At 70.8% G+C, this 26,205-nt stretch carries 21 protein-coding genes; 12 read left to right on the top strand and 9 right to left on the bottom strand.

Annotated features, from left to right (window positions below; all coding sequences use genetic code 11):
• The first annotated feature begins 47 nt into the window (after window positions 1-47).
• Complete coding sequence (locus ACZ60E_RS10255; RefSeq protein ID WP_469439334.1) at window positions 48-1,064, top strand: LacI family DNA-binding transcriptional regulator; 1,017 nt, start codon at window positions 48-50, stop codon at window positions 1,062-1,064.
• A gap of 221 nt (window positions 1,065-1,285) precedes the next feature.
• Here ACZ60E_RS10255 and ACZ60E_RS10260 read toward each other — a convergent pair whose 3' ends face one another.
• Window positions 1,286-2,266 carry a TIGR01777 family oxidoreductase gene (locus ACZ60E_RS10260; protein WP_469439335.1) on the bottom strand — a complete coding sequence of 327 codons (981 nt, stop codon included), beginning with the start codon at window positions 2,264-2,266 and terminating at the stop codon, window positions 1,286-1,288.
• A gap of 192 nt (window positions 2,267-2,458) precedes the next feature.
• Between ACZ60E_RS10260 and ACZ60E_RS10265 the strand changes: the two genes are divergently transcribed.
• Entirely contained in the window at window positions 2,459-3,508 is a 1,050-nt protein-coding gene (locus tag ACZ60E_RS10265) for an alpha/beta hydrolase (protein WP_469439336.1), read from the top strand.
• A 136-nt stretch (window positions 3,509-3,644) separates the two neighbouring features.
• Window positions 3,645-4,445, top strand: a complete 801-nt coding sequence (locus ACZ60E_RS10270) for an SCO4651 family lipoprotein (RefSeq protein ID WP_469439337.1) — start codon at window positions 3,645-3,647, stop codon at window positions 4,443-4,445.
• A 37-nt stretch (window positions 4,446-4,482) separates the two neighbouring features.
• On the opposite strand, the gene ACZ60E_RS10275 is transcribed toward ACZ60E_RS10270, so the two are convergent.
• Window positions 4,483-5,010, bottom strand: a complete 528-nt coding sequence (locus ACZ60E_RS10275) for a DinB family protein (RefSeq protein ID WP_469439338.1) — start codon at window positions 5,008-5,010, stop codon at window positions 4,483-4,485.
• Between the two features lie 242 nt (window positions 5,011-5,252).
• Here ACZ60E_RS10275 and ACZ60E_RS10280 point away from each other — a divergent pair, with 242 nt between their 5' ends.
• From ACZ60E_RS10280 to ACZ60E_RS10300, 5 genes are all read left to right on the top strand, one after another.
• Window positions 5,253-6,092 carry an MIP/aquaporin family protein gene (locus ACZ60E_RS10280; RefSeq protein ID WP_469439340.1) on the top strand — a complete coding sequence of 280 codons (840 nt, stop codon included), beginning with the start codon at window positions 5,253-5,255 and terminating at the stop codon, window positions 6,090-6,092.
• A 33-nt stretch (window positions 6,093-6,125) separates the two neighbouring features.
• Entirely contained in the window at window positions 6,126-7,643 is a 1,518-nt protein-coding gene (gene glpK / locus ACZ60E_RS10285) for a glycerol kinase GlpK (protein WP_469439342.1), read from the top strand.
• Window positions 7,644-8,033: 390 nt separating this feature from the next.
• Window positions 8,034-11,135 (top strand): AfsR/SARP family transcriptional regulator, encoded by a 3,102-nt coding sequence (locus tag ACZ60E_RS10290; protein WP_469439343.1) that lies wholly within the window; start codon window positions 8,034-8,036, stop codon window positions 11,133-11,135.
• Window positions 11,136-11,427: 292 nt separating this feature from the next.
• The gene (locus tag ACZ60E_RS10295) at window positions 11,428-12,369 is read left to right on the top strand and encodes a TauD/TfdA dioxygenase family protein (protein ID WP_469439345.1); all 942 of its coding nucleotides are present in this window, start codon (window positions 11,428-11,430) and stop codon (window positions 12,367-12,369) included.
• Between the two features lie 259 nt (window positions 12,370-12,628).
• Entirely contained in the window at window positions 12,629-14,995 is a 2,367-nt protein-coding gene (locus tag ACZ60E_RS10300) for an AbfB domain-containing protein (RefSeq protein WP_469439346.1), read from the top strand.
• A 61-nt stretch (window positions 14,996-15,056) separates the two neighbouring features.
• On the opposite strand, the gene ACZ60E_RS10305 is transcribed toward ACZ60E_RS10300, so the two are convergent.
• From ACZ60E_RS10305 to ACZ60E_RS10315, 3 genes are all read right to left on the bottom strand, one after another.
• A complete protein-coding gene (locus tag ACZ60E_RS10305) occupies window positions 15,057-15,755 on the bottom strand; it encodes a LamG domain-containing protein (RefSeq protein WP_384804226.1) in 699 nt (232 codons plus the stop codon).
• Between the two features lie 170 nt (window positions 15,756-15,925).
• The gene (locus ACZ60E_RS10310) at window positions 15,926-17,131 is read right to left on the bottom strand and encodes a PP2C family protein-serine/threonine phosphatase (protein WP_469439348.1); all 1,206 of its coding nucleotides are present in this window, start codon (window positions 17,129-17,131) and stop codon (window positions 15,926-15,928) included.
• Window positions 17,128-18,735: a sensor histidine kinase gene (locus tag ACZ60E_RS10315; RefSeq protein WP_469439349.1), complete on the bottom strand. Its 1,608-nt coding sequence runs from the start codon at window positions 18,733-18,735 to the stop codon at window positions 17,128-17,130. Before ACZ60E_RS10315 ends, ACZ60E_RS10310 begins: the two co-directional genes overlap by 4 nt.
• Before the next feature lie 108 nt (window positions 18,736-18,843).
• Between ACZ60E_RS10315 and ACZ60E_RS10320 the strand changes: the two genes are divergently transcribed.
• Entirely contained in the window at window positions 18,844-19,614 is a 771-nt protein-coding gene (locus ACZ60E_RS10320; RefSeq protein ID WP_469439351.1) for a response regulator, read from the top strand.
• A gap of 13 nt (window positions 19,615-19,627) precedes the next feature.
• Here ACZ60E_RS10320 and ACZ60E_RS10325 read toward each other — a convergent pair whose 3' ends face one another.
• Window positions 19,628-21,151 (bottom strand): alpha/beta hydrolase, encoded by a 1,524-nt coding sequence (locus ACZ60E_RS10325; RefSeq protein WP_469439352.1) that lies wholly within the window; start codon window positions 21,149-21,151, stop codon window positions 19,628-19,630.
• A 95-nt stretch (window positions 21,152-21,246) separates the two neighbouring features.
• On the opposite strand from ACZ60E_RS10325, the gene ACZ60E_RS10330 reads away from it, so the two are divergent.
• Window positions 21,247-22,182, top strand: a complete 936-nt coding sequence (locus ACZ60E_RS10330) for a MerR family transcriptional regulator (protein ID WP_469439354.1) — start codon at window positions 21,247-21,249, stop codon at window positions 22,180-22,182.
• On the opposite strand, the gene ACZ60E_RS10335 is transcribed toward ACZ60E_RS10330, so the two are convergent.
• Window positions 22,083-22,814, bottom strand: coding sequence for a helix-turn-helix domain-containing protein (locus ACZ60E_RS10335; RefSeq protein ID WP_469439355.1), 732 nt, complete (start codon window positions 22,812-22,814; stop codon window positions 22,083-22,085). The genes ACZ60E_RS10330 and ACZ60E_RS10335 overlap by 100 nt on opposite strands.
• 259 nt (window positions 22,815-23,073) lie before the next feature.
• Between ACZ60E_RS10335 and ACZ60E_RS10340 the strand changes: the two genes are divergently transcribed.
• On the top strand, window positions 23,074-23,892 hold the full coding sequence (locus tag ACZ60E_RS10340; RefSeq protein ID WP_469439356.1) for an SAM-dependent methyltransferase: 819 nt from the start codon (window positions 23,074-23,076) through the stop codon (window positions 23,890-23,892).
• Window positions 23,893-23,934: 42 nt separating this feature from the next.
• Here ACZ60E_RS10340 and ACZ60E_RS10345 read toward each other — a convergent pair whose 3' ends face one another.
• Entirely contained in the window at window positions 23,935-24,855 is a 921-nt protein-coding gene (locus ACZ60E_RS10345; protein ID WP_453790880.1) for a helix-turn-helix domain-containing protein, read from the bottom strand.
• Between the two features lie 108 nt (window positions 24,856-24,963).
• Window positions 24,964-25,191 (bottom strand): DUF397 domain-containing protein, encoded by a 228-nt coding sequence (locus ACZ60E_RS10350; RefSeq protein WP_107017185.1) that lies wholly within the window; start codon window positions 25,189-25,191, stop codon window positions 24,964-24,966.
• Window positions 25,192-25,635: 444 nt separating this feature from the next.
• On the opposite strand from ACZ60E_RS10350, the gene ACZ60E_RS10355 reads away from it, so the two are divergent.
• Entirely contained in the window at window positions 25,636-26,190 is a 555-nt protein-coding gene (locus tag ACZ60E_RS10355) for a hypothetical protein (protein WP_469439358.1), read from the top strand.
• Window positions 26,191-26,205 lie beyond the last annotated feature (15 nt).

A 26,205-nucleotide genomic window follows, 5' to 3' on the forward strand; every position in this document is an offset into this window, starting at 1 on the left:
ATGCGCAGGTGGCAGCCGTTCGGGCGGCGTGTGGGCGAGGAGGCGACATGCGGGGCAGGCAGCGTCCGACCATCAAGACCGTGGCCGCGCGCGCCGGTGTCGGACGCACCACGGTTTCACGAGTCATCAACGGCTCGGAGCTCGTCAGCGAGAAGGCCAGGGCCGCCGTGCTCGCCGCCATCGCCGAGCTGAACTACGTGCCGAACTCGGTCGCCAGGGGCCTGGTGACGAGCCGGACGAACTCCGTGGCGCTGGTGATTCCCGAGTCCGAGAGCAGACTGGGCTCCGAGCCGTACTTCTCGGCGGTCATCCGCGGGGTGAGCACCGCTCTCGCGAGGACCCGCACGCAGCTCCAGCTCGTCCTCGTCCGTGACCAGGCCGAACGTGACCAGCTCACCGAGTCGGTGGCGGAACGCCGTGTCGACGGGGTCCTGCTGGTCTCGGTGCACGAGCACGACCCGCTGCCCGGCCTGCTGGAGGACATGGGGCTGCCCACGGTGCTCGCCGGGCGCCGCTCCCCCGACGAGTCGCTCAGCCATGTGCACTCCGACAACGCGGGCGGAGCCGCGACGGCCGTCGGCCATCTGCTCGCCCAGGGGCGGCGGACCATCGCGACGATCAGCGGCCCCCTCGACATGGACGTGGCACGCAGCCGGCTCCAGGGGTGGCGTGAGGCCCTTGAGAAGGACGGACACGAGGCCGCGGATCGGCTGGTGGCCTCCGGGGACTTCACCGAGGAGGGCGGCGAGGCCGCGATGCGTTCACTCCTTGAACAAGTCCCGGCGCTCGACGCCGTGTTCGTCGCCTCGGACGTGATGGCCGCGGGGGCGCTGGTGGAGTTGCGCAGGCAACGGCGCAGGGTGCCGGACGACGTGGCGGTGGTCGGTTTCGACGACTCCATCATCGCCCGGCACACCAATCCGCCCCTCACCAGCGTGCGTCAGCCCGTCGAGGAGATCGGCGAGACGATCGCCCGCCTGCTCCTGGAGGAGATCGGCAACCCCGAGGAACCGCGCAGGCAGGTCGTGCTTCCCACGGAACTTGTCGTACGCGAATCGTCCTGAGGCGGGGGTTCGGGGGGGGGGCCGTGCGGGCTGTGTGCTTGGCACGGGCCGCTTGCTTCGTACGGGCCGAGTGCTTCATGGGGCCGCGTGCTCCGTACGGGCCGGCCGTGGCTTCGTACGGTCCGCGGGTTTCGTACGGGTCGCATGTTCCGCGCACTTCGTACGTTCCATGCGGGCCGTGTGCTCCGTGCGGGCCTCGTGTTCCAGGCCGGGGAAGATCGCTATCGCTGCGGCAGCCGGTCGGTGTCGCGGTTCTGACGTGTACGGCCGGTGCGTCGTCCGACGAGGGACGTGGCCGCGCTCCCCCACTCGGGATGTGCGAACGTGAACCCGGCCGCGCTCAGCCGGCCCGGCACCACCCGGCGGCTCTTCAGCAGCAGTTCCGTGTCCGAGCGCAGCGCGAACGCCCCCAGTTCGGCCATCCAGCGTGTCGCCGGCAGCCCCACCGGGACACGCCACGCGGTGCGCAGCGCCCGCATGAAGTCGCGGTGCGGAAGAGGCTCGGGCGAGGCCAGGTTCACCGGTCCCTCGATGTCGTCCCCGTCGATCAGGAACTCCACCGCGCGCACGAAATCCTCGTCGTGGATCCAGGAGACGTACTGCGCGCCGCCCGCCACCGGCCCGCCCAGTCCGAGTCGCACGAGCCGCGACAGCACGTCGAACACACCGCCCCGGTCCGGGCTCATGACCATCGCCGAGCGCAGGGCCACCTTGCGGGTCGCGGGAGTCGGCGCCTCGGTCTGCGCCCGCTCCCAGTTCTCGGCGATCTCGACGCTGTACGCCCAATAGTCCGGCACCCCGGTCTCCGAACCGCCGATCACCCCGGTCGCCTCGTCGTTCGCCGCGTCGAAACTGTGGGCGTAGACCGTCGCCGTACTCATCTGCAGCCAGACACGCGGTGGTCGTGCGGCGGCGGCGACGGCCTCGCCGACCACGCGTGCCGAGTCCACCCGGGAGTCCATCATGGCCCGCAGGTTCTTCTCGGTGTAGCGGCAGGAGACGCTGCGTCCGGCCAGGTTGATGACGACGTCGCTGCCGTCGATCGCCTCGGCCCAGGGTCCGGGTGTGGTCCCGTCCCAGCGGAGGTCGTGCGCCCTCGTCGGGCTCCGGGTCACCACCGTGACCTCGTGGCCGGCCGCTGTCAGCGCACGGTCGAGAATCGCGCCCACCTGTCCGGTTCCCCCGGGCAGCACTACCTTCATCGAACCTCCTCGGCTTCGTTCGACGACAGCGTATCCCCCATTTTTGAACATGTTCAACTAGGGGTCTAGGTCGACTGCGGGCTTTACGGGCCGCGACCCGCTCGGTTGCTGGTTTCCTGGACTCATGATCTCTGTGACATCGGCGCTCGACGCGGCTCGGATACGTCCCTTCGCCTGCCAGGGGCGTGCGTCATGACTGGGCGTCAGGACTCTGTGGCCTCCGACCAGGTCGCCGCGGGCGCCGCCGACTCCGTGCGCACGGCCCCGCCGCTCGATGCCGAACTGGCCGCCGCTCTGGCCGACTTGGGCGACCTGTCCAGAGCCCGGCTCACGGCGGAGAACCTCGCCGACCAGCGGGCCCGGGACGCGGCGAGCAGGCCCCGGCCCACCGCGGCCGAGCTGCGGGCCGACGGCCGGTTCGCCGTCGAGGAGCTGTGCGTGCCCGGTGCGGAGGGACGGCCGGACGTGACGCTGGTGTACGCGCGGCCCGCCGATGCCACCGGCCCGCTGCCGGTCCTGTACTACCTGCACGGCGGCGGGATGATCATGGGTAACGCCTGGTCCGTCCTGCCGAGGATTCTCCGCGACTGGTCCGGCCCTCTCGGCCTGGCGGTCGTGTCCGTGGAGTACCGGCTCGCCCCGGAGACGCCCTACCCGGGCCCGTTGGAGGACTGCCACGCAGGCCTCCTGTGGACCGCCGGCCGGGCGGACGCGCTCGGTATCGACGCCGGGCGTGTGGTCGTCGGGGGCAAGAGCGCGGGGGGCGGGCTCGCCGCGGCCCTGACGCTGCTCAACCGGGACCGGGGCGACGGGCCGACACCTCTCGGGCAGCTCCTGCTGTGCCCGATGCTCGACGACCGCCTCGACAGCCCCTCCGCCCACCAGCCGGCCGGCGCCGGCCTGTGGGACAGGGCCTCGACCGCCGTCGCCTGGCAGGCCTACCTCGGAGACAGGTACGGCACCTCGGACCTGCCGCCCTATGCCGCTCCGGCCCGCGCCACCGACCTCGGCGGACTGCCGCCCGCCTACATCGACGTCGGCTCGGTGGAGACCTTCCGCGACGAGAACGTCGACTACGCCCACGGCATCTGGCGGGCCGGCGGCGACGCCGAGCTCCACGTCTGGCCCGGCGCGTTCCACGGCTTCGACTCGGTCGCCCCGGCCGCGGCCCTCTCCCGCGAGGCCCGCGACGCCCGAACCCGGTGGCTCGGCCGCATACTCGGACGGGCCCGCCCGCAATGAGGCGGAGGAGGCGCGGCCCCCTCTCCGAGACGTGGGCCGCAGCCGAAAATCGCAGGCCCCGACGCCGGTCGCATGCGAAGATCTCCAGGCCCCAGCGGGCCCCACCCCACCGCAGTGACGATTCCCCGGAGAGCCGATGCGCCGCGCCCACCTCCTCTCCGCCGCCGCCCTCCTGCTCTGCACCGCCTGTTCCGGCGGCGCGGACAGCGACAGTGACGCGGGAGAGCGTACGAAGCAGGCCGCGGCCCATGCGGCGGCCGTACGCGCGGCGATCGCGAGGACGAGCGCGGACAGCGTGCGCGTGGACGAGACGATCGAGATGCGGTCCACGGACAGCCCCACGACGTACGTGTTCGCGATCGGCGGCGCCTTCGACCTGGCGGGTGACAGGGGCCGGCTCACGGTGGACCTCGAGGACAGCGGCATGGACACCGTCGAGGAGGTCTTCGTCGGTGACACGGTCTATGTACGGGGCTCGCGGACGGTGGACGAGGACAAGTGGGCCGCGGCCGACCGGAGCGAGGCCCTGACCAGCTACTTCCTGCGGTCGCCGCTGAACGACCCCGAACATCTGCTCCGCCAGATGAAGGCGATGCGGCAGGTGTCGAAGGAGGGCCAGGAGCAGGTTGAGGGCGCTCCGGCGGTGCACTACCGGGGCACGATCGACCACGCCACGGCGACGCTCCGGATGACGACGAAGACCAGACAGGGGCTGGACGAGGTGCGCGAGAAACTGGGCGACGACGTGCCCGTCTACGCGGACGTGTGGGTCGACGGGAAGGGGCGCGCCGTCCAGGTCAGGCTGTCCTACTTCGGCGGTATGAAGGCCGTGACGACGATGACGCTCTCGGACTTCGGGACGCCGGTGAAGGCCGAGGCCCCGCCGGACGACGAGGTCGTCCCCGTGACGGCGGGCGAGGACGTCCTGCTGGCCTGAGCGGCGGCTCGGACGCGGGGTACGAGGCCGGCACCCGTCACGTGCCGGTGGCTCCGTCGATCGCCTCCCGGATGAGGTCGGCATGGCCGTTGTGACGCGCGTACTCCTCGATCAGGTGCACCAGGATCCAGCGCAGCGAGACTCCCTGATGACCGATGTGCCCCGCGTCCTTTGCGGACAGGCGGCCGGAGTCGTCCAGGGTCGCGTCGGCGATCAGCTCACGGCCCCGGGCGATCTCCGCCTGCCAGACGGCCATCACTTCGACCGGTCCCCGGTCCGGTTCGAGGGCGAAGCCGTCGTGATTGGCCTGCCCGAAGACAGGTGGCACGTCCTGTCCTGCGAAGATGCGCTGGAACCAGTTGCGTTCCACCTCGGCCAGGTGCTGGAGGAGGCCGAGCAGCGTCATCGACGACGGTGCCGCCGCGGCCAGTCGTAACTGATCGTCCTTCAGGTCCGCGCATTTCAGGGTGAGAGTCGCGCGGTGGAAGTCCAACCACGCCTCCAGCATGGCCCGTTCGTCGGCGTGGGTGGGCGGGATGCGTCGTCCGTCCGGTGTCGTATTCATGGCCACACCCTCGCAGGGGCGGCTGGGGTCCCACAGCCCTGTGCCGGACAGGAAACGGGTGCGAGGGCGACGACCGCCTCGGCCAGGCCGGGCGGGCGCGTGGCAGGCCATGGCTGCCGTTGATGCCGCCTGCCCTATCGCCCGAAATGCCTTGATATGCACTTTCCTGTAAACCGTCCTAGCCTGGCGGATATCGCTCGGGGCGGTCGACGGCCGGTACAGCCGGCGGAGGGTGAGCTTCCATGGCTGAGCGACGCATACGGTCCGGGCTGGTCGGCGAATTGTCGGCCGAGTTCGCGGGCACACTGATCCTCATCCTCTTCGGATGCGGTGTGGTGGCCCAGGTGTCCGCGGGAGGCGCTCTCACGGATCCGGCGGGTGGCCTGGGTGACCACGACAGCATCGCCTGGGCGTGGGGCCTCGGTGTCACCCTGGGCGTCTACGTGGCGGCGAGGCTGAGCGGTGCTCACCTCAATCCCGCGGTGACCGTCGCACTCGCGGCGTTCAAGGGATTCCCGTGGCGCAAAGTGGCCCCCTACGCACTGGCCCAGACGGCCGGTGCCTTCGTGGCCGCACTCCTCGTCCGCTGGAACTACAGCGAAGCACTGGCGAAGGCCGACCCCGGACACACGATCAAGACGCAGGGCGTGTTCTCGACCCTTCCCGGCAACGGCAACACCGCCCTTCCGGTCCACGAGTGGGGCGCGTTCCGCGACCAGGTCATCGGCACCGCCATCCTGCTGCTGCTGATCATGGCCATCACGGACATGCTGAACACGCCGCCGGGCGCGAATCTGGGCCCGTTCATCATCGGCCTGGTCGTGGTCGCGATCGGCATGGCCTGGGGAACGAACGCGGGGTACGCCATCAACCCGGCCCGTGACTTCGGACCGCGGCTGGCCAGCTTCTTCACCGGCTACGGCGGAGCGTGGCGAGATCAGTACGGGAACCTCTACTTCTGGGTTCCGATCATCGGCCCGCTGGTCGGCGGCCTGCTCGGCGCGGGCCTGTACAAGGTCTTCATCGCCCGCTTCCTGCCGTCCGCGGAACCCGAGCCGCCGGGACGCGTCCCGGCATCCTAGGACTGACCCGACCGGCCGGAGAGGCGGAAACCCATGGCGGATTTCATCGGCGCGGTGGACCAGGGAACCACCAGCACCCGATTCATGATCTTCGACCACAGCGGCAACGAGGTGGCGAAGCACCAGCTGGAGCACGAGCAGATCCTGCCGCGGTCGGGCTGGGTGGAGCACGACCCGGTGGAGATCTGGGAGCGCACCAACTCGGTGATCCAGAACGCCCTGCGGTACGGCGGGCTGACGGCGACCGACCTGGCCGCGATCGGTATCACCAACCAGCGCGAGACCACGGTGGTCTGGGATCCGCGCAACGGCCGCCCGTACTACAACGCCATCGTGTGGCAGGACACCCGCACCGACGGGATAGCCGCGGCCCTGGAACGCTCGGGGCAGGGCGACGTCATCCGCCGCAAGGCCGGGCTGCCGCCGGCCACGTACTTCTCCGGGGGCAAGATCCAGTGGATCCTGGAGAACGTCGACGGCGTGCGCGAGGCGGCGGAGCAGGGCCATGCCCTGTTCGGCAACACGGACGCGTGGGTCCTGTGGAACCTCACCGGCGGGCCCGACGGCGGTATCCACGCCACCGACGTGACCAATGCCAGCCGCACCATGCTGATGAACCTGGAGACCCTCGACTGGGACGACGAACTGCTGGGCTTCTTCGGCGTCCCGCGGGCCATGCTGCCGACCATCAAGCCCTCGTCGCACCCGGAGGCGTACGGCGTCACCCGCGCCTCCCGGCCGCTGCGCGCGGCCGTTCCCATCGGCGGCGTGCTCGGCGACCAGCAGGCGGCGACCGTCGGGCAGGTCTGCTTCGCGCCGGGCGAGGCGAAGAACACGTACGGCACGGGCAACTTCCTGGTGCTCAACACCGGTACGGAGCTGGTCCGCTCCGAGCACGGGCTGCTCACCACCGTGGCGTACCGGTTCGGTGACGAGCCGGTGGTCTACGCGCTCGAAGGCTCCATCGCGGTGACCGGCTCCGCGGTGCAGTGGCTGCGCGACCAGATGAAGATCATCAAGACCGCCGCCGACAGCGAGGAGCTGGCCCGCAGCGTCGAGGACAACGGCGGCATGTACTTCGTGCCGGCCTTCTCCGGGCTGTTCGCGCCCTACTGGCGCTCCGACGCGCGCGGAGCGATCGTCGGTCTCGCCCGGTACAACGACAACGCGCACCTGGCACGGGCGACCCTGGAAGCCATCTGCTACCAGAGCCGCGACGTCGTGGATGCCATGGAACAGGACTCCGGCGTCCACCTCGACGTGCTCAAGGTCGACGGCGGGGTCACCGCCAACGACCTCTGCATGCAGATCCAGGCCGACATCCTCGGCGTCCCCGTGAGCCGTCCCGTCGTCGCCGAGACGACCGCGCTGGGCGCCGCCTACGCGGCGGGACTCGCCACCGGGTTCTGGCGGGACACCGACGAACTGCGCACCCACTGGAACGAGTCGAAACGCTGGGAGCCGCAGTGGTCCGACGAGCAGCGCGCGGAGGGCTACGAAGGGTGGAAGAGGGCCGTGGAACGCACCCTCGACTGGGTACGCGTCCCCTGACGGCGCGTGTGACGGCGCGTGCGCGGAGCGCGGCATCGGCTGTGTCCGGTGCCGCGTTCCGTGCTGTGTCCGGTGCCCCGCTCCGCCGCCGCTGACCCCCGTTGACAGCGGCGACGGGCGAAGCCCCACAACAGGTTCCGTGCCGAACCTGCGGTTGATCCGGTTGACCGTCCCGGCGCGAAGGGGGGTCCGTTCGCCGGGCCGGCCAACCGGCTGTTCGAAGACTGCAAGAGGGACCTTGTGAAAACCTTGCCGGGCCCGGTCGGAGCCGGGATGACAGGGTGTACCGGAACCATCACCATGACGGCACCACCGGCCCCGCATATGTGGAATCCTGGGCAAGATCGGGGGAGTTCGTGAAATACAGAGCGGCCGATCGTGGGTGGGGACGTGGATCTTCGATTACTGGGCTCGTTGGAACTGTGGGCCGGTGACCGACATATCGAGCTGGGACAGCCCAGGCAGCGCATGGTCCTTGCGGCACTGGCGGCCAACGCTGGCCGGTTGATGACCGTGGACGCGCTGGTGGACCGGGTCTGGGACGACACCCCTCCCGACGCGGCCCGTTCGACGCTGTACTCCCATGTAAGCCGGGTCCGGCGCGTGCTGGACGAGGCGGCGCGCGGCGAGGACGGGACGGCGGACCATCCGCCGCTCCAACTGGCCCGTGTGTCCGGGGGCTACCTGCTGCGCGCGGCGGACGACAGCATCGACCTCCTGCGTTTCAGGGCGCTGGTGGCCAGGGCCCGTGGGCTGCGTCCGGACGACACCGAGTGCGGCCGGCTCCTGTGTGAAGCCCTCGACCTGTGGCGGGGTTCGCCGCTGGCCGACCTGCCGGGCGCCTGGGCCGAGCGGACCCGGACGGCCTGGCTGAACGAACGGCTCGAAGCCGCGCTCCAGTGGGCCCGGGCCGAGACCGCGACGGGACATGCCTCGCAGGCGATCGGGCGGATACGGGCCCTGTCCGACGAGTTCCCCCTGGCGGAACCCCTCGCCGCGCTCCTGGTCAGATCCCTGGCACAGGCCGGCCGGACCGCCGAGGCACTGGACCACTACTCCGAGGTCCGCCGCAGGCTGGCCGACGAGCTGGGTTCGGTGCCCGGGGTGGAACTGCGCACCGCCTACAAGGAGGCCCTGCGCGACCGCCCCCTGCCCGACAGCGGCACCGAGTCGGGCGGCACGCGGACATCATCCTCCCGGCCCGCGCAACTGCCCTTCGATGTACGGGCGTTCACCGGCCGCAAGGAACAACTGGACGAACTCTCCGGGCACTTGCTCTCCACCGAGGAGGGGGCCGACGCCATCAACACGGTCGTGGTGTCCGCCGTGTCCGGCACCGCCGGAGTCGGCAAGACCGCCCTCGCCGTCCACTGGTCCCACCGGGTGCGCGAGCGATTCCCCGACGGCCAGCTCTACGCGGACCTGCGCGGCTACGACACGGACGAACCGGTGCCCGCGGCCGACATCCTCACCGGATTCCTCGTGGCCCTCGGAGTCCCGGGCGCCGAGATCCCGCTGCGCCTCGACGACCGCTCCGCCCGCTACCGCACCGAGCTGAGCGGACGCCGCATGCTCGTCGTGCTCGACAACGCCTCGTCCAGCGAGCAGATACGCCCGCTCCTGCCCGGCGCGTCCCGGTGCCGGACCGTGGTGACGAGCAGGGACGTCCTCAGCTCCCTGGTGTCCCTGCACGGCGCCCACCGGCTCGTCCTCGACGTGCTCCCCGTGGAGGACGCCGTACGCCTGCTGAGCAGGCTCATCGGCCCGCGGGCCACGGCCGAGCCGGAGGCCGCGGCCGTTCTCGCCGAGCAGTGCGGACGGCTGCCCCTCGCCCTGCGCATCGCCGCCGAGCTGGCGCTGTCCCGTCCCGCGTCGCCCCTGAGCGCCCTCACCGCCGAACTGGACGACCGGCGGAGCCGGCTGGAGCTGCTGGACTCGGACGACGATCCCCGGGCGGCCGTCCGTGCCGTCTTCTCCTGGTCCTACGACCGCCTGCCCGCCGAAGCCGCCGCCGCCTTCCGGCTGCTCGGCCTGCACCCGGGTCCCGATGTGGACGCGTACGCGGCGGCCGCCCTGTGCGGACGCCCCGTCGACGACACCCGGCAGACACTGGACCTGCTGGCCCGCAGCCATCTGATCCAGCCCACCCGCGCCGGCCGTTACGGCATGCACGACCTGCTGCGGGTGTACGCCGCCTGGCAGGCCGAACGGCACGACGGGCCGGCCGACCGCGAGACGGCGCTCGACCGTCTCCTGACCCACTACCTCGCGGCGTCCTGCGCCGCCATGGACGTGCTGTTCCCGGCCGAGAAGCATCTGCGGCCCCGGATCCCGGCCCCCCGGACCGAACTGCCACCGTTTCCCGACGAGGCCCACGCCAAGGAGTGGCTGGCGGCCGAGCACGCCGTGCTCACGGCGGTCACCGCGGCCGAGGCCGGACGTGGCAGGGCCGAGCACGCCGTCGGCCTGTCCACCACCCTGCACCGCCACTTCGACAGCCGTGGGCTCTTCACCGACGCGCTCGTCATCCACGGCAACGCCCTGCGTGCCGCGCGCGCGGCGGGCGACCGGCGGGGCGAGGCCGAGGTACGCACCTGTCTCGGCACCACCCACCGACGGCTGGCGCAGTACGACGAGGCGGTCCGGCACCACACGGAGTCGCTGGCGCTGTGCCGGCGGATCGGGCTGCCGGTGGCCGAGGCCCGCAATCTCACCAACCTGGGTGTCCTGCACGAACTGCGCGGACAGTACCGCGAGGCCGCCCAGCGGCACGGTGAGGCGGTCGTCCTCTTCCGGAAGGTCGGGGACGTCGGCGGCGAGGCCGACACGCTCAACAACCTCGGCATCGTGCACGAGCTGCTCGACGACTACGAGACCTCGGCGGAACAGCACCGGCAGGCACTCGCCCTGTTCCGTTCCCTCGGCCATGCCTTCGGTGAGGCCAGCGCGCTGGGCAATCTCGGCATCGTGCTGTCCCGGCTCGACCAGCACGCGACGGCGGCCGAGCACTTCGAGCAGGCCCTCACCCTGTTCCGGCGGCTCGGCCACCGCGGGGGCGAGGCGCACGCCCTCAGCAATCTCGGTGACACCCACAGCCGCCTCGGCCACCACCGGGAGGCGGCCACCCACCAGAGGGAGGCGCTCGCCCTGTTCCAGCGGACCGGGGAGCGGTACGGCGAAGCGGGCAGCCTCAACGGTCTCGGCGAGGCCCTGCACGGCTCGGGCCAACCGGACGAGGCCGCGACCGCACACCGTGCCGCCCTCACGCTGGCCATGGAGATCGAGGAGAAGGAGGAGCAGGCCCGCGCCCACATCGGCCTGGCCCGTATCCACCAGGACCGCGACGACCTGCCGACGGCCCGAGGGCACTGGCAGGACGCGCTCGCCCTGTACAGCGCCATCGGTTCACCGCGCGCCGCGGGCGTGAGCGAGTCACTGGCCGCACTGGAGACACGACAGCAGCAGGACACGCACAGTCCCGACTGCGCCTGACCCGGTCCGTGGGCCCGTGGCCCACGGACCGTACAGGTGTCCGTTGACAGCGTGGAGGGCTCCTCCCACAATGATCAGCATGACCTGGCACTGTTGCGACGCGATGACGGGGCCTCTGCGCGCCCCGAATCGGACCGGGTGCGAACGCTCCGGTCGATAACCGGTTATCTGCTTCACCGCCGAACCGAGCCGTACCACTCTCGCCGCGCCACAGTCAGGTCGTGCTGGTCGCCTCCTCGCGTCCCGTGCTGTCGGCCGACGGCCATCGAGCCATGCAACGAGGAGCATCTTCATGACGGTGACCATTCCGCAGACGGACACGCCGGCCCTGCGCGAAGCCCACGTGCCGACGGGCGGTGTCTACGAGGGCGTCCGTGTCCTGCGGCGCCTGCCCGAGGGCGTGCCCGACCGCCCCTACGACCTGTTCGAGCTGATACCGCAGGGCAGCACGATCGGGGCCGAGATCCGGGGCCTGGACCTGTCCCGTCCGTTGGACCCCGCCCTGCGCGAGGAGCTGAACCGGGCGCTGCTGGAGTGGAAGGTGCTCTTCTTCCGCGCCCAGCACCTCACGTCCGAGCAGCAGAGCGGCTTCGCCCGCAACTGGGGTGAGCTGGAGACCAATCCCCTGCTCGCCCGCGGCTCAAGCGCCGACGTGGTGCGCTTCGACAAGGGGGCCGGCGCCACACCGACCTTCGAGAACGTGTGGCACGCGGACGTCACCTTCCGGGAGCGGCCCGCGCTCGGTGCCGTGCTGCAGCTGCGCGAGGTGCCGCCCTTCGGCGGAGACACCATGTGGGCGGACATGGCCGCCGCGTACGACAACCTCTCGCCGGAGGTGAAGAACCGTATCGACGGTGCCACCGCCGTGCACGACTTCATCCCCGGTTTCGCCCGCTTCTACGGCCCCGAGCGGCTCGCCCCGTTCCAGGACGACTTCCCGCCGGTGGAGCACCCGGTGGTCCGCACGCATCCGGAGACGGGCAGGAAGCTGCTGTTCGTCAACACCTCCTTCACCACCCGTATCACCGGCCTGTCCCGCGAGGAGAGCGACCGGCTGCTGCGCCACCTCGTACAGCAGGCGCATGTTCCGGAGTACCAGGTGCGCTTCCGCTGGCAGGCCGGGGACGTCGCCTTCTGGGACAACCGCGCCACCCAGCACTACGCGGTGAACGACTACGGCTCGCACCGCCGCGTGGCGGAACGCGTCGCCATCGCGGGCGACCGGCCGTACTGAGGCAGCAGGCCGCCCGTACCGGGCTGAGGCAGAAGACCGCTCGTACCGAGCGGGTCACCCGGCCCCTGGACGAGGACTGTCCGGGGGCCGTCGCCGCGTCCCTCCTCAACTGTTCTTGTCATGTACCTGTACAGACCCTCGGTGTCGTGCTGTCATGCCAACTACCGCCCTTTCCAACGTTGTACAGGCTGGGACGGCGAGCCGCCAGCCTTCTCTCCGTACGTGTACGTCCTTGCCCCCCGACACCCAAGGAGTCACGATGCGCAGCACCACCCCGGCCCCGCGCCCCTGGGCAGTCCGGCTGAGACAGCGGGCGAGGCGGATCACCACCGTGCTCGCCACCCTCGCGCTGGTCTGCACGGCCGCCCTGACCGCCACGGGCACCGTGCAGGCCGCACCGGCCGCGTGGACACCCAAGCCCTCCCCCATGACCACCCCGTGGACCAACCGGGTATCGGTCGACAATCCGCTGCCGGAGTACCCGCGCCCGCAGCTCACCCGTCCCGACTGGGCCAATCTCAACGGCATCTGGGACTTCGCGGTCACCTCGGCGGACGCGGGCCAGCCCGCGTCGTTCTCCGAGCAGATCCGGGTGCCGTTCGTCGCCGAGTCGGCGCTGTCCGGGATCCAGCGCAGGATCACCCAGAACGACAAGCTCTGGTACAAGCGCACCTTCACGGTCCCGGCGGGCTGGAACGGCCGCCGCGTCCAGCTCAACTTCGGTGCCAGCGACTGGCGTACGACGGTCTGGGTCAACGGCAGCCAGGCCGGCGGGACGCACAGCGGGGGCTACGACTCCTTCTCGTACGACATCACGGGTCTGCTCAACGGCGGCACCAACACGATCGTCGTGTCCGTCTGGGACCCCAGCCAGACGGGTATCGGGGCGGTCGGCAAGCAGCGCATCAGCGACGTGGCGCCGCACCCCGGGGGCGGCATCTTCTACACCGCGGCCTCCGGCATCTGGCAGACGGTGTGGCTGGAGCCGACGGCGGCGGCGCACGTCACGCGCCTCGACATGGTGCCCGACCTCACGAACAACACCCTCAAGGTCACCGTCAGGGGTGACGGTGTCTCCGGGCAGAGCGCCCGGGTGACCGTGTCCTCCGGCTCGACCACGGTGGGCACCGCGACCGGCGCGGTCGGCAGCACGATCACCGTGGCGATCCCGAATCCGCATCTGTGGACCCCCGAGGACCCGTTCCTGTACGACGTGAAGGCCGATCTGCTCTCCGGATCGACCGTCGTCGACTCCGTGGGCGGCTACAGCGGAATGCGTTCCGTGGGGGTCGCACGGGTCGACGGCGTCCTGCGCCCCGTCCTCAACGGCAAGTTCGTCTTCCAGACCGGCACGCTCGACCAGGGCTACTGGCCGGACGGCATCTACACCGCGCCGACCGACGACGCCCTCAAGTACGACCTGCAGAAGCACAAGGACCTCGGCTTCAACATGGTGCGCAAGCACATCAAGGTCGAGCCGCAGCGCTGGTTCTACTGGGCGGACAAACTGGGGCTGCTGGTCTGGCAGGACATGCCCGCGATGGACACCCGCACCCCCGACAGCGCCGCCCGCACCCAGTGGGAGGCCGAGTACGACCGGATCATCGACCAGCACCGCAGCTCACCGTCGCTGGTGATGTGGGTCGACCAGAACGAGGGCTGGGGGCAGTACGACCAGGCCCGTATCGCCGACCATGTGAAGGCGTACGACCCCTCGCGGCTGGTGAACAACATGAGCGGCATCAACTGCTGCGGCGCGGTCGACGGCGGCAACGGCGACGTCCTGGACCATCACGTCTACGTCGGGCCCGGCACGACCGTGCCCAGTGCCACCCGCGCCGCCGTCCTCGGCGAGTACGGCGGCCTGGGGTTCAAGGTCGCCGGTCACGAGTGGTATCCGGGCGGCGGCTTCAGCTACGAGGACCAGGCGGACCAGGCCCATCTCGACAACCGTTTCGTGGGGCTCCTCGACGCGCTGCGCGAGGTGCGGATGCCCGCCGGGCTCTCGGCCTCCGTCTACACGGAGATCACCGACGTGGAGAACGAGGCGAACGGCCTCCTCACCTACGACCGGCAGGTCGTCAAGGTGGACGCGGCCCGTGTGCAGGCCGCCAACCGCGCGCTCATCGACGCCTCCCGGGCCACGACCTCGCCCGTCACCCTGCCCACGAACCAGTACAAGTCCCTGCGGGTGACCACGTCCGGCTACACGAACCGCTATCTGCGGCACCGGGACGGGGCCGCCTACACCGACGTGGTCGACGCGAACAGCGCCGCCCTGCTCAAGAGCGACGCCACCTGGAAGGTCGTGCCGGGCCTCGCCAACAGCGCCTGCTACTCCTTCGAGTCGCGCAACTACCCCGGCCAGTACCTGCGTCACCGTGAGTACCGCGTCTACAAGGAGTCGGGCAGCGGAGACCTGTTCAACGCCGACGCGACCTTCTGTGCCGTGCACGGCGCGAACGGCGGCGTGCGGCTGTCCGCGTCCAACTTCCCCGAGCAGTATCTGCGGCACTACAACGCCGAGCTGTGGCTGGCCACCCCGGGCGGCTCCCACACCTGGGACAACCCCGGCTCCTTCACCGAGGACACCACCTGGGCCGTCGAAGCACCCTGGGCCCCCTGACCGCCGACCGCGCGCGAGGGACGGCAGCCGCCGGGCCGCCGCCCCTCGCCCTCTCCCGCGCTCACATGTCCGCCCGCTCCTCCGCCTCGGCCGCCCGGGGCTGCACCACGGTCGGGCGGCGCACGATCAGACGCTCCACCGCGTACGACATCTCCTTGGTCCCGGCTGCGGGACGCGGGTGGTAACGCCCGGCGCACACGGAGAGGTTGACGATGAGGTAGGCGTGCCAGTTCCTGCCCACGCCGCGCCGGTCGGCGAAGATCTGTGTGCCGTTGAGCCACCAGATCACCGAGCGGGCGCCGAACTCCACCCGCAGGTCGACATGGCCGCCGGGGCGCACGGCCTCGTCGTGGTGATAGAGCTGGCCGCCGCGCACGTGGTTGGAGAGCTCCAGCAGGTCGGGGTTGTCGGGGTGGTACTCGAACACGTCGATCTCCTGGCCCCCGTCCCGCCAGGTCCAGATGGCCGGCCAGGCCCCCACCTCGACGGGCAGGCGCACCCGTGCCTCCAGCACGTCCCCGGCGCGCACCTCGAAGTCGTCCTCGCTCCCCTCGGTGGTGAGCAGGCCCGCACTCCACAGGCCGTCCTTGCGGCGTGTGGCACGGAACGTGCCGGTACGGGAGTAGGCCGGGTCGGAGACCAGGTAGTCCAGCTTGTTGTCGGTCGGATTGACGGGACCGCCCTCGGGATAGGCCCAGGAGCGGCCGGCCACCCACTGCCTTCGCGAACTGAAATCGGCGGTGAAGACGACGTCGGACACAGTCCGGCTCCTTGCAATGGAGGAACAGGGACAAATGCGCGCAGTCCGTTTCTCCCCAGCCGGCCGGCGCTCATGCGCCGGCCGGTCCCACCCGCCGTGCAAACAACCCGCCCGGGTGAATCGCGCACCGGACCGGGGTGCCCGGGGCGGAAAAGAGCCCCCGTCGGGTCTCAGGGACGAGTGGGCCGGCCACCCCAGTCGAGGCGGAGCACGGCCAGGTCGTCGGAGTGCCGGCCGGCGTTCAGCGCATGGGTCTCCTTGATGAGGAGGTCGACATGGGCGGCCGGGTCCGCCGACGGCAGTTTTCCTATCAGCGCGAGCAGCCCTTCGACGCCGAGCCGCTCCTCCTTCGTCCCGTTGTGCCCTTCTGTGAGGCCGTCGGTGTAGAGGGTCAGCGCGCCGGAGGCCGGAAGCGGCACGACCGTGGAGGGCCAGCTGTTGACCCCGGGGACGATGCCGAGCGCGATGCCGTGCGCGGCGGTCACCTCCCAGGTCCCCTCGGGTGCGGTGAGAAGGGGTTCGTGATGGCCCGCGAGGTGGAGGGTCGCGGTGGCGGCCTCCTGGTCGAGGGTGAGCAGGGTGCAGGTCGCGAACAGCTGCTGGCTGCCGCGTTCGGCCATGAGTATGCGTTCCATCAGATGCAGCAGGTCGTCCCCTCGGTGCCCGCCGAGTACGAGGGAACGCCAGGCGATCCGCAGACAGACACCGAGGGCGGCGGCGTCGGGGCCGTGCCCGCTGACGTCTCCGACCACGGCGTGCAGCAGCCCGTCGTCCCCCTCGACCACATCGAGGAAGTCCCCGCCGAGCAGGGCCATCGTGGCGCCGGGCAAGTAGCGGGACGTCACCCTGACCGTGGAGGTGTCGAGGATCGGCTGCGGCAGCAGACCGCGCTCCAGACGGGCGTTCTCCTCCGCCCGCAGCTGTGCGGCCTGGGCCGCGGCGCTCGCGCGTTCGGTCTGGCTCCGGTAGACGGCGTAGCGCAGCGTCCTCTGCAGGAGGTCGGCCTCGACCTTTCCCTTGACGAGATAGTCCTGTGCTCCGGCCGCCATGGCGTCGGTGCCCGCCCGGTCCTCGGACAGCCCGGTCAGGACGATCACCGCGGTGTGCGGGGCGAACCCGCGGACGGCTGTCACCGCGTCGATGCCCGACACGTCGGGCAGGTGCAGATCGAGGAAGATGCAGTCGATCGGGCGGCCGGCCAGCTCGGCGCGGGCCTCGGCCAGCGTGGTCCGGATGGTCAGCTCGAACCCCAGCCCGGTGTCGTACAGGAGTTCCTCGACGAGCAGCGCGTCGCCCGGGTCGTCCTCGATCAGGAGAATGCGGTACATCGGCTTGTCGGAGGCCGCGCCCGGGGCGGCCGTCGTGGGTCCGGTCATCGTGCCTGCTCCGCCTCCGCGCGGACGGCCTCGGGCGTGGTAGTCGCGCCGGGGCTCTCCGGCGGCCGGGGCGCGAGGGTGAAGATGATGCGGGCGCCGTCGTGGTGGGCCGGGTCGACGGAGATGGTACCGCCGTGGAACTCGACGATCTTCTTGCACATCGCGAGGCCGATCCCGCTGCCCGAGTAGGTGTCCTTGGTGTGCAGCCGCTGGAAGATCACGAAGATCTTGTCGGCGTACTCCGGTGCGATGCCGATGCCGTTGTCGGTGACGGTGAACCGCCACAGCTCGCCTTCCCGCTCCGCCGTGACGTGGATCTTCGGCGTCTCGCCCGGGCGCCGGAACTTGACGGCGTTGCCGATCAGGTTCTGCCAGAGCATCCCGAGCTGGGTGGGGTCCGCGACCAGGGTCGGCAGCGGGTCGTGGGTGATCACCGCTCCGGCCTCCTCGATGCCGACGCTCATCGTGGACAGGGTTCGTTCCAGTACCTCGTCCAGGTCGACGCCCTGGTGGGCGTTGTGCAGCCGCCCGACCCGGGAGAAGTCGAGCAGGTCGTTGATGAGGATCTGCATACGGTTCGCCCCGTCGACCGCGAAGTCGATGTACTGGTCGGCCCGGCTGTCGAGCTGCCCTCCGTAGCGCCGCTGGAGGAGCTGGGTGAAGCTGGAGACCTTGCGCAGCGGTTCCTGCAGATCGTGGGAGGCCACGTACGCGAACTGTTCCAGCTCGGCGTTGGAGCGCTGGAGGTCCGCGGTCTGCGCGTCCAGCCGCAGCCGCGTCTCCTCGCTGACGGCCAGTTCCCGGACGAGCCGCCGGCGCATGAAGTCGATCTCACTGCTCAGGCGCCGAAGGTCCGCGGGGCCGGTGGGAGTGATGGGGTGGTCGAAATCACCGCCGGAGATGGTACGGGCGTCCGCGCCGAGCTGTTCCAGGGGCCTGGTGATACCGCGCCGCAGCCCCTCGAAGATCAATGTCGTGAGGAGGATGATGAGCACCCCGATGGCGCTGAACACCCAGTTCCGCAGGGCCATCGTGGACATCAGGTCGTCCCTGGCCTTCACCCGGTCCGCGCGCAGCCGTTCCTGCTGGTCGGTGAGGGCGGTACGCACGTCGTCGAACAGGACCTTGCCCTGAGCGGCCCGTTCGGTGGCCAGCGGCGAGGGCGAGCCGGGCGGCTCGGCGGCGATGGGACGGGCCACGTCCTCCTGCCACTTCGTCACGGCGTCCTGCACGGTCCTCAGGTCCTTCTGACGTGCGGGGCTGCCCTGAAGCAGGTCGGTGAGCTGCTTGTCCCTCGCTGCCTGATCGGTCAGTCCCCGCTCGTAGGGGGTGATGAAGGCCTTCGTGCCGGTGAGTCCGTAGCCGCGGATTCCGGTCTCCTGATTGAGCACGGCCGCTTCCAGGCGTATCGCGACGGTCAGCGCGGGAGAGCGCACGTCCACGAGGTCACGGCTGAGCGTCTCGGTCCGCCCCAGGACGTAGGCGCCCGCCGCCCCGAGCACGGCCAGAACCACCAGGGACGCGGCCACCCCTACACGAAGCCACCGCCTGGTCGTCCACGCGGAAAGCCCTCGCGTACGCGATTGCCTCTCATCGCCGGTCATTCTGTGGGCTCCTCGCTGTGACTGTCGCCTTGCTTGTTTGGCCAGCACACTTTAGAGGGCGACAACCCTTGTTGTCGCGGGGCTCCTCATGGACCTAGAGTGCCGGGTATGCCAGGCAAGGACTTCGCACTGCGGATCACTCCGCAGGAGACAGCCACCATCGCGGACGCGACGGTCGGCGATCTCGCGCAGCGCCTCGCCCGTCGGCTGGTGGAAGCCCCGCCGCATCAGGCATCGGACGATCCGGCACAGGCTCTGACCCTGCTCCACGTGCTGGACCACCTCAAGCAGGCCGCCGAACGGCTCCAGCAGGAGGCGGCGGTGGCCGCCGCACGCGCGGGTGCCGGATACCCGCAGATCGGCGCGGCCTGCGGCATGACCCGTCAAGGCGCCCGGCGCCGCTGGCCGGGGCTCTTCCACCACTCCCACGAGAAACCCACGGAGCATCCGAAAATGACCACCCCCGCCCGCCCCTTCGACGTCCTGCTCGTCGAGGACGACATGGCCGACGCCATGCTCATCGAAGAAGCCCTCTCCGAGCGCGGGGCCCGCAATCTGGTCCAGGTCACCGACGGGGTCGCCGCGCTGGAGCACCTGCGGACGCCGGGCACCCCGCGCCCCGACCTCATCGTGCTCGACCTGAACATGCCGCGGATGAACGGCCGCGACCTGCTGAAGGTCCTCAAGACCGATGACGACCTGCAGTCGATCCCGGTGGTCGTCCTGACGACGTCCACCGCTCCGGACGACGTCACGGGCGCGTACAGCAGTCACGCCAACGCCTATGTGACGAAGCCCGTCAACCTCGACGAGTTCGAGCGGGCCGTCCAGAGCATCGACGCCTTCTACCTCGACACCGCCACCCGGCCCCGCCCCTGAACCGTGGGACGCGTCACGACGGCCGGGCCAGCCGCGCGAGCACCGTGCGCACCGCCGCGGCCACGGCCTCGCGTGTTGCGTCCGTCGGTTCGTCGGTCTCGAAGCCGTGGCGGCCGTGCGGGACGTCGATGATCTCGACCGGGGCCTTCGTCTCCTTCGCCGCTGTCATGAACTCCCGCACCGTGGCGGCGATCTGCGGCGTCTCCAGGCCCGCCCGGGTGAGGACGACGGGCGGCGGCGTCCCGTTGGCGGTGCGGAGCGCGCCGACCGGGTCGAAGCGCGGGCCGACCGCGCCCCAGCCAGGCAGCGGGGCCAGGATCGGGTAGGTGAGGGCGAGGCAGCGCAGCCACGGCGGCGGCGCGGTGATCCAGTCCGCGGCGAGCAGCCCGGCACCGGAGAAGATCCACAGGGCGATGCGCCGACCGTCGACCCGGGGGTCGGCCCGCAGCAGGTCGACGGCCGCCGCCACGTCGTCCGCCGCGCGCGCGTAGTCGGTGATGCCGTGCAGCCGGTGCTCCACGACGGCACCCACCGCGCCGAGGCTCGCCGTGTAGCGGGCGTAGCCGAGGTAGAACGGCGAGTCGCGCGGCGCCGGGACGAGGTCCGCGGGCACGGGCCCGCCGTGCACGAACAGCACCGCCGGCCAGGGACCTCGCGCTTCTCCCGTTTCCACGTCCGTCTCCGGCAGGTGCAGATCCACCCGCCCCTTGCGCACCCGCGGGCACTCCGGAGCGTCGAGCGGAAAGGGCCGGGCGTACGAGGACTCCTCCTCGGGTACGGTCAGCCGGCGCCCTTCGTCGGCCGCCGCGCGGAGCAGCACTCCCGCCAGTTCGTCCGGGCAGGAGAGCATCGGCCAGTGCCCGGTGGCCAGTTCGAAGAAGCCCACCCGCGGATCGGCGAGCTTCCGAAGATGCGGCGGGCCGGTGCGTACCAGCGCCTCGACGAGTTCCACGGTCGTGCCGCCCGCCGTGCACAGGATGCCGGTGGTGGGCAGGGCCGCGGCGGCGCCGGTCAGCCGCAGCGGCTGGGTCAGCGTGCGCGGTGGCTGCGGGGCGGCCAGCCGGCTCAGCAGCTCCAGGTGCCGCGCCGACAGGCCCTCCGTGCTGCCCCAGCGCTGCCATTGCGTCGGCTCCGGAGGCGGTACGGGCCCGGGGCCGCCCTTCGCGCGCAGCAGTTCGTGCACCGACGGATCGGGCACCAGGGCCAGTGCCGTGTCGCCGTCCTGCGGCATCCCGGCGTCCAGGTGCACGACCCGCGCGACGCGCTCCGGGCGGCGGTCCGCCGCGCCCAGGACGGGGTGGACGGCGTAGTCGTGGCCGACCAGCACCACCTCCCCCGCCTCGTCGAGGGGATCGGGCAGATCGAGGGAATCGATCAGCCGGACCACGTCGTCGACATGCGTCTCCAGATCGGCCTCGGGCTGCCTGCTCAGCGTCACCGGGTGCGCCTGTGCGCCCGACTCCCGCAGCCGCCCGACGACTTCGCTCCAGATCCGTCCGTCGGTGAACGGCCCCGAGACCAGGATGAACACGGACATCGATACCTCCAGGGGGTGGGTTCGTGACGGCCGACCGTCCTGGCCGGCCACCGCCCTGGCTAACCTAGGAACTCCCCCTGAGGGAGGTTCAACCCGTGCCACCCGACGTCACGAGCGCCATGGACGGCATGAGCGGCAGCAACGCCACCCTGAGCATCGGCGAGCTCGCCGCGCAGGCGCGGACCACCGTCAAGACCGTCCGCTTCTACTCCGACCGGGGCCTGCTGCCCGAAGCCGCGCGCAGCAGCGGCGGCCACCGGCGTTACGGTCCCGGGGCGCCGGAGCGACTGCGCATGATCCGCGCGCTGCGCTCGCTCGGCGTGCCCGTCCCGGAGATCGGGCGGGTCCTCGACCGCGGCGACACCCTGGAGGCCGTGGTCGCACGCCGGTTGGCCGACCTCGGCAGTGAACTCGCCGCCCTGCGCTGGCGCGAGGCAGCGCTGCGCGCGGTGCACGACGGCGACCCGGAGCGGCTCGCGGAGCGCCTTGAGCTGATCGGGGCGGTCAGTGTCCCGCCCAGCACCTCCGCCCTCGCGCACTACTGGCGCCGGGTGCTGCCCGTCCGCCTCTCCGCCCGGCTGCGCGGCGCCGTCACCGACGCGGCCGTCCCCCAGCCCTCGGCCGACCCGACTCCGGACGAGGTCCTCGCCTTCGCCCGCCTCCACGCCCTGGCGACGGCCGCCACCGACCACTGCCTCGTGTCCCACCGGCCCGCCACCGCCGCCCACCCGGACCTGCTCTACGACGGTCTGCACGAGGCGTACCTGCTGGTGGTAGCCGCCCTGCGGGCCGACCGCGCCCCGGGCCCGGGTGAGGCACTGGACTGTTACGTCGCCGCCCACGCCCGCGACGCCGGAACCGGGGACAGCCCCGCCTTCCGTCGCGCCCTCACGGTCCGTCTCGCCGCGGCGGATCACCCGGTGATGGCCCGCTACTGGCAGCTGGCGGCGGAGTTGACGCCCGATCCGACCCTCGGCGGGGCGGACTCCTGGCTGCGTGAGGCGTTGACCACGAGCGTGGCGGCGGCCTGATCCCCGAATGCCATGGTGCTCCGGTGGCGGAACTGGCGTGGCGAGAGGCCGTGTGCGCTGCGGAAGGCCTGGCTGAAATGTGCCGGGCTGGTGAAACCCCATCGGGCCGCGATCGCGCGGATCGGGCGATCGGACAGGGCGGGGTCGGCGAGATCGCGCCGGCACTGTTCCAGGCGGCGTTCGCGGATCCAGGCGGCGACGGTGTGCCCCTCGGCGTGGAACAGCTTGTGCAGGTAGCGCAGCGAGATGTGGTGCGCCGCGGCGATCGTGTCAGGGGTCAGTCCCGGATCACCCAGGTTCTCTTGGACGAAGGCGTGGATCCGGGCCGACAGCGCCGGCGGTCCGCCGGTGGGCGGCACGGTGTTCCGGTCGTCCAGCGCGTCGGCCAGCGCCGCGGTCAGCACCTCCAGCGTGCGGCCGGCCAGCCGGGCGGTGTCGAGCGGGCCGAGTCCGTGCAGCTGCCGGGCCAGCAGGAGCAGGAACTGCGTGGCCGCGGCAGCCGGCGAGTACGGTCGCGCGGTGTCGTCGAGGAGGCCGTGGGGCGGCCGGATCGCCGCACCGGCGCCGCGTCGGAGGGCGAGCCGCCCCCGCGCCGACAACTCGGCGGTCCTGGCCGTGCCGACCGTGTCCATGGGCTCCACCCTGGAGCGGACGAGGGGGTGGGCAGCAGTGCCGAATGCCCATCGCCGACAGTGGGAACGGCCCTCGGACCGGTGACATCTGTCATGCGGCGAGGGCGCGCGGAGGTCCGGAGCCGTGGCCGTCGGACACATGACCGACTCGTTCATCCGAAGGCCTGATCCGGCGACAGGCTGGCCGCGGCAAACGTCAACTCCCTAAGATGTAGTTCCTGTTACGGATACAGCTGGTGCCGATCGAGCCGGGGGAACCATGAACACCGACAGGCCGCTGTCCAAGAAGATCGACGCCACTGTTCCGACGGCTGCTCGCATGTACGACCACTATCTGGGCGGCAAGGACAACTACTCCGCGGACCGCTCGGCCTGCGAGGAGCTCGACAAGGTCGTGCCCAGCACGCGTCGACTGGCCCTGAACAACCGGCGTTTCCTGCAGCGGGTGGTCAGGACACTGGCGACGGACTACGGAATCCGGCAGTTCCTGGACCACGGATCCGGCCTCCCCACCCAGGACAACGTGCATCAGGTCGCCCAGAGCATCGACCCCGACTCACGCGTGGTCTATGTCGACAACGACCCCATGGTGCTCGTCCACGGCCGGGCGCTGCTGGAGCAGAACGACCGCACCGCGGTCATCCACGCGGACATGCGGAACACCGACGAGATATTCGCCCATCCCGACACCCGGCGTCTGATCGACTTCTCCCAGCCGGTCGCCGCGCTGTTCAACTCGGTGTTCCACTGCATCCCCGACAGTGACACCGACGGCCCGCAGGCCGTGGTGGGGCGCGTCACCGAGCAACTCGCGCCCGGCAGTTTCATGGTGATCTGCCAGCTGGTCAGCGAGGACGCCGAGGTCCGGGACTTCGTCACCGGCTTCATGGACCAGGCGACGCAGGGGCACTGGGGGCGCGTACGCCAGGAGAAGGACGTGGCGGCGCTGTTCGACGGCATGGAGATCCTGGATCCGGGGCTGGTGGAGGTCTCCACGTGGCGCCCCGACAGCGAGGTGCAGACCCGGCAACTCTCCCAGGAATGGATCGAGTTCGGCGGTCTGGCCCGGCTTCCCTAGGGCCTGTCCGACTTTCGGCCCTTCCCGTCCGCCGCGCGCGGGTCACTGCGGCCCGTAGCGCTGCTCCATCGTGGTCCGCAGCATGTCCAGGGAGGCGCGTGGCGTCAGGGCCTCGTCGGCCAGCCGGTCGAGCGTGAGCCGGTATTCCTCGGTCTCGTCGCGGTCCTCAAGGAAGTGTGCGCTTCTGATGTGTTCCAGGTAGACGACGTCCGGCAGGTCGAGTCCGCCGAACCGCAGATAGGTGATCGGTATGGCGGGCGCCGAGGCGTTCGTGACGTCCAGGGGCACGATCTGCAGGACCACATGGGGCCGTTGGGACATGTCGATGAGATGGGAGAGCTGCTCACGCATGGCCTCCCGGCTGCCCAGGACACGCAGCAGCACGGACTCGTCGATGATGGCCCACAGCTGCGGGGCGTCCTCGCGGTGCAGCAACTGGGCTCGGCGCATGCGCAGTTCGACCCTGCGGTGCACCTCGGCGGCCGGCGCGTTCGGCAGGCCCCGTTCCACCACGGCCCGGGTGTACGCCGGCATCTGCAGCAGGCCGGGCACGTACTGGATCTCGAAGGTCCGGATGGCGGCGGCCGCTTCCTGGAGGCCGACCAGCCGCTCGAACCACTCGGGCATGAGGCGCTTGTCGTACCGCTGCCACCAGCCCGGTTCGCCGGCCCGGTGCAACAGTTTGAGGAGCACCGAGGCTTCGTACTCGTCGGTGCCGTACAGCCGTAGCAGAGCGCGTACATCGGTCTCGGTCGGTGGCTTGCGGCCCTTGCCCGACTCGATGCGTGAGAGCTTGGCCCCGCTGAAGCCCAGGGAGCGCGCGGCCTGGTCCTGAGCGAGGCCGGCGTCCTCCCGGAATCCCGAGAGCTGGACGCCGACCAGCATCTTCAGCAGGGTCGGAGCCGGCTCGGAACGCTCCAGATAGGATTCGAGCCGTGCGACGCGCGGCGACTCGGCGACCATCTTCGACTCCCCCGCAATCCGGCACAAGGACGGCAACAGTATCGCACCGGACCGCCCGGCATCCCATCCCCCTTCATCGGGCGGGGAGTTGGGCCGGTGTCCGGCGGCTCACAGCAGATGGTCGAACTCGCCGTCCTTGGCTCCCGCCAGGAAAGCCGCCAGCTCCGCGGACGTGTAGACGAGCGCGGGCCCTTCTGGATCACGCGAGTTGCGCACGGCGATGCCCCCGTCGATCCGGGCGACCTCGACGCAGTTCCCCTCGGCATTGCTGTGGCGGCTCTTGGTCCAGCTGACGTCCAGCGAGCTGGCCCGTATCCCGTTCTCCACCTGTGGCACCGCATCTCCTTGCTGTCACCGTTGTTCGCCCTGCACCGAATCGAGCCGTCGGCCCGGTGGCCCTCGACCAAGCGTCTTCGGCCAAACTTCACGCAATTTCGCGTGCAATTGCACGCGACCGTGTTCAGTGTGGATAATAACTGCAGCGCCGACAACCCCAGCCAGGACATTGCGTTCTGACGTCACTTCAGGGAGATGACGTGTTGTCACCTGCGCGTCCGGAGTCCTCGCCGCTGCGGCCGACCGCAGCGCCGGCGAAAGACCTGGGCAGGTTCACCGGGCTTCCGGCGCGACCGCCTCTGATGGCCGGCGGGGCAGTCGTATCGGGAGTCGCACACAACCGTGAACGACCGGGGCGCGGTACGTCCCTTCGGACCCCCGCTCCGGACGGATGCGCCGCCCTCGCCCTCCCATCGATTCGACACGCCGGAAAGGCCTTACGCCATGCATAGCGTTCCGCCGCAGCAGCAGATGACCGGGCAGCGAGGGCACGAACTGGCCCGGACAGGAAAGGCGTCGACCACACCACTGACCGCCATGGGCCACATCTCCTGGAGCGAGATGCGGGACTCCACGGGCTGCGCGACCGCCATCCCGCTGCTCCTCAGCAGTGTCGCCTGGGGTGACGAGGAAACCGCGGCGTCGGCGCTCAAGCAACTGCGGGAACGCGTCTGCCAGTACGGCTTCGTCGTGGAGCAGGCGACCGCCGCGACGGTCCCCTTCCTCTGGGAGCTCGCGCAGCTGCCCCAGGTGACGTGCCGGGCACGGATCCTGCAACTGCTCAAGAACATCGCCGACACCCGGCAGTGGGAGAGCATCGCGGACGCCTATCCGAAGCTGCTCAACCACCGCGAGAACCCCGCCGCGTGGGAGCGTGCGGCGAGGGAAGCCGTCCATGCCCACCAGGACGCGCTCGACGTGCTGGAGTCCGAGGACGACACGGAGATCGCGCACGCCACGACGGAACTCGCGCGCACGCTGGGCAGACAGCCCTGCTGAACGCGCGACCCGCGG

Source organism: Streptomyces sp. NPDC102514, from assembly GCF_055584525.1.

Bases quoted from the DNA above. Each gene is read 5' to 3' on its own strand.
- ACZ60E_RS10255 (WP_469439334.1), top strand. From the start codon at position 48: ATGCGGGGCAGGCAGCGTCCGACCATCAAGACCGTGGCCGCGCGCGCC.
- ACZ60E_RS10260 (WP_469439335.1), bottom strand. From the start codon at position 2,266: ATGAAGGTAGTGCTGCCCGGGGGAACCGGACAGGTGGGCGCGATTCTC.
- ACZ60E_RS10265 (WP_469439336.1), top strand. From the start codon at position 2,459: ATGACTGGGCGTCAGGACTCTGTGGCCTCCGACCAGGTCGCCGCGGGC.
- ACZ60E_RS10270 (WP_469439337.1), top strand. From the start codon at position 3,645: ATGCGCCGCGCCCACCTCCTCTCCGCCGCCGCCCTCCTGCTCTGCACC.
- ACZ60E_RS10275 (WP_469439338.1), bottom strand. From the start codon at position 5,010: ATGAATACGACACCGGACGGACGACGCATCCCGCCCACCCACGCCGAC.
- ACZ60E_RS10280 (WP_469439340.1), top strand. From the start codon at position 5,253: ATGGCTGAGCGACGCATACGGTCCGGGCTGGTCGGCGAATTGTCGGCC.
- glpK (WP_469439342.1), top strand. From the start codon at position 6,126: ATGGCGGATTTCATCGGCGCGGTGGACCAGGGAACCACCAGCACCCGA.
- ACZ60E_RS10295 (WP_469439345.1), top strand. From the start codon at position 11,428: ATGACGGTGACCATTCCGCAGACGGACACGCCGGCCCTGCGCGAAGCC.
- ACZ60E_RS10300 (WP_469439346.1), top strand. From the start codon at position 12,629: ATGCGCAGCACCACCCCGGCCCCGCGCCCCTGGGCAGTCCGGCTGAGA.
- ACZ60E_RS10310 (WP_469439348.1), bottom strand. From the start codon at position 17,131: ATGACCGGACCCACGACGGCCGCCCCGGGCGCGGCCTCCGACAAGCCG.
- ACZ60E_RS10315 (WP_469439349.1), bottom strand. From the start codon at position 18,735: ATGACCGGCGATGAGAGGCAATCGCGTACGCGAGGGCTTTCCGCGTGG.
- ACZ60E_RS10320 (WP_469439351.1), top strand. From the start codon at position 18,844: ATGCCAGGCAAGGACTTCGCACTGCGGATCACTCCGCAGGAGACAGCC.
- ACZ60E_RS10325 (WP_469439352.1), bottom strand. From the start codon at position 21,151: ATGTCCGTGTTCATCCTGGTCTCGGGGCCGTTCACCGACGGACGGATC.
- ACZ60E_RS10335 (WP_469439355.1), bottom strand. From the start codon at position 22,814: ATGGACACGGTCGGCACGGCCAGGACCGCCGAGTTGTCGGCGCGGGGG.
- ACZ60E_RS10340 (WP_469439356.1), top strand. From the start codon at position 23,074: ATGAACACCGACAGGCCGCTGTCCAAGAAGATCGACGCCACTGTTCCG.
- ACZ60E_RS10345 (WP_453790880.1), bottom strand. From the start codon at position 24,855: ATGGTCGCCGAGTCGCCGCGCGTCGCACGGCTCGAATCCTATCTGGAG.
- ACZ60E_RS10355 (WP_469439358.1), top strand. From the start codon at position 25,636: ATGCATAGCGTTCCGCCGCAGCAGCAGATGACCGGGCAGCGAGGGCAC.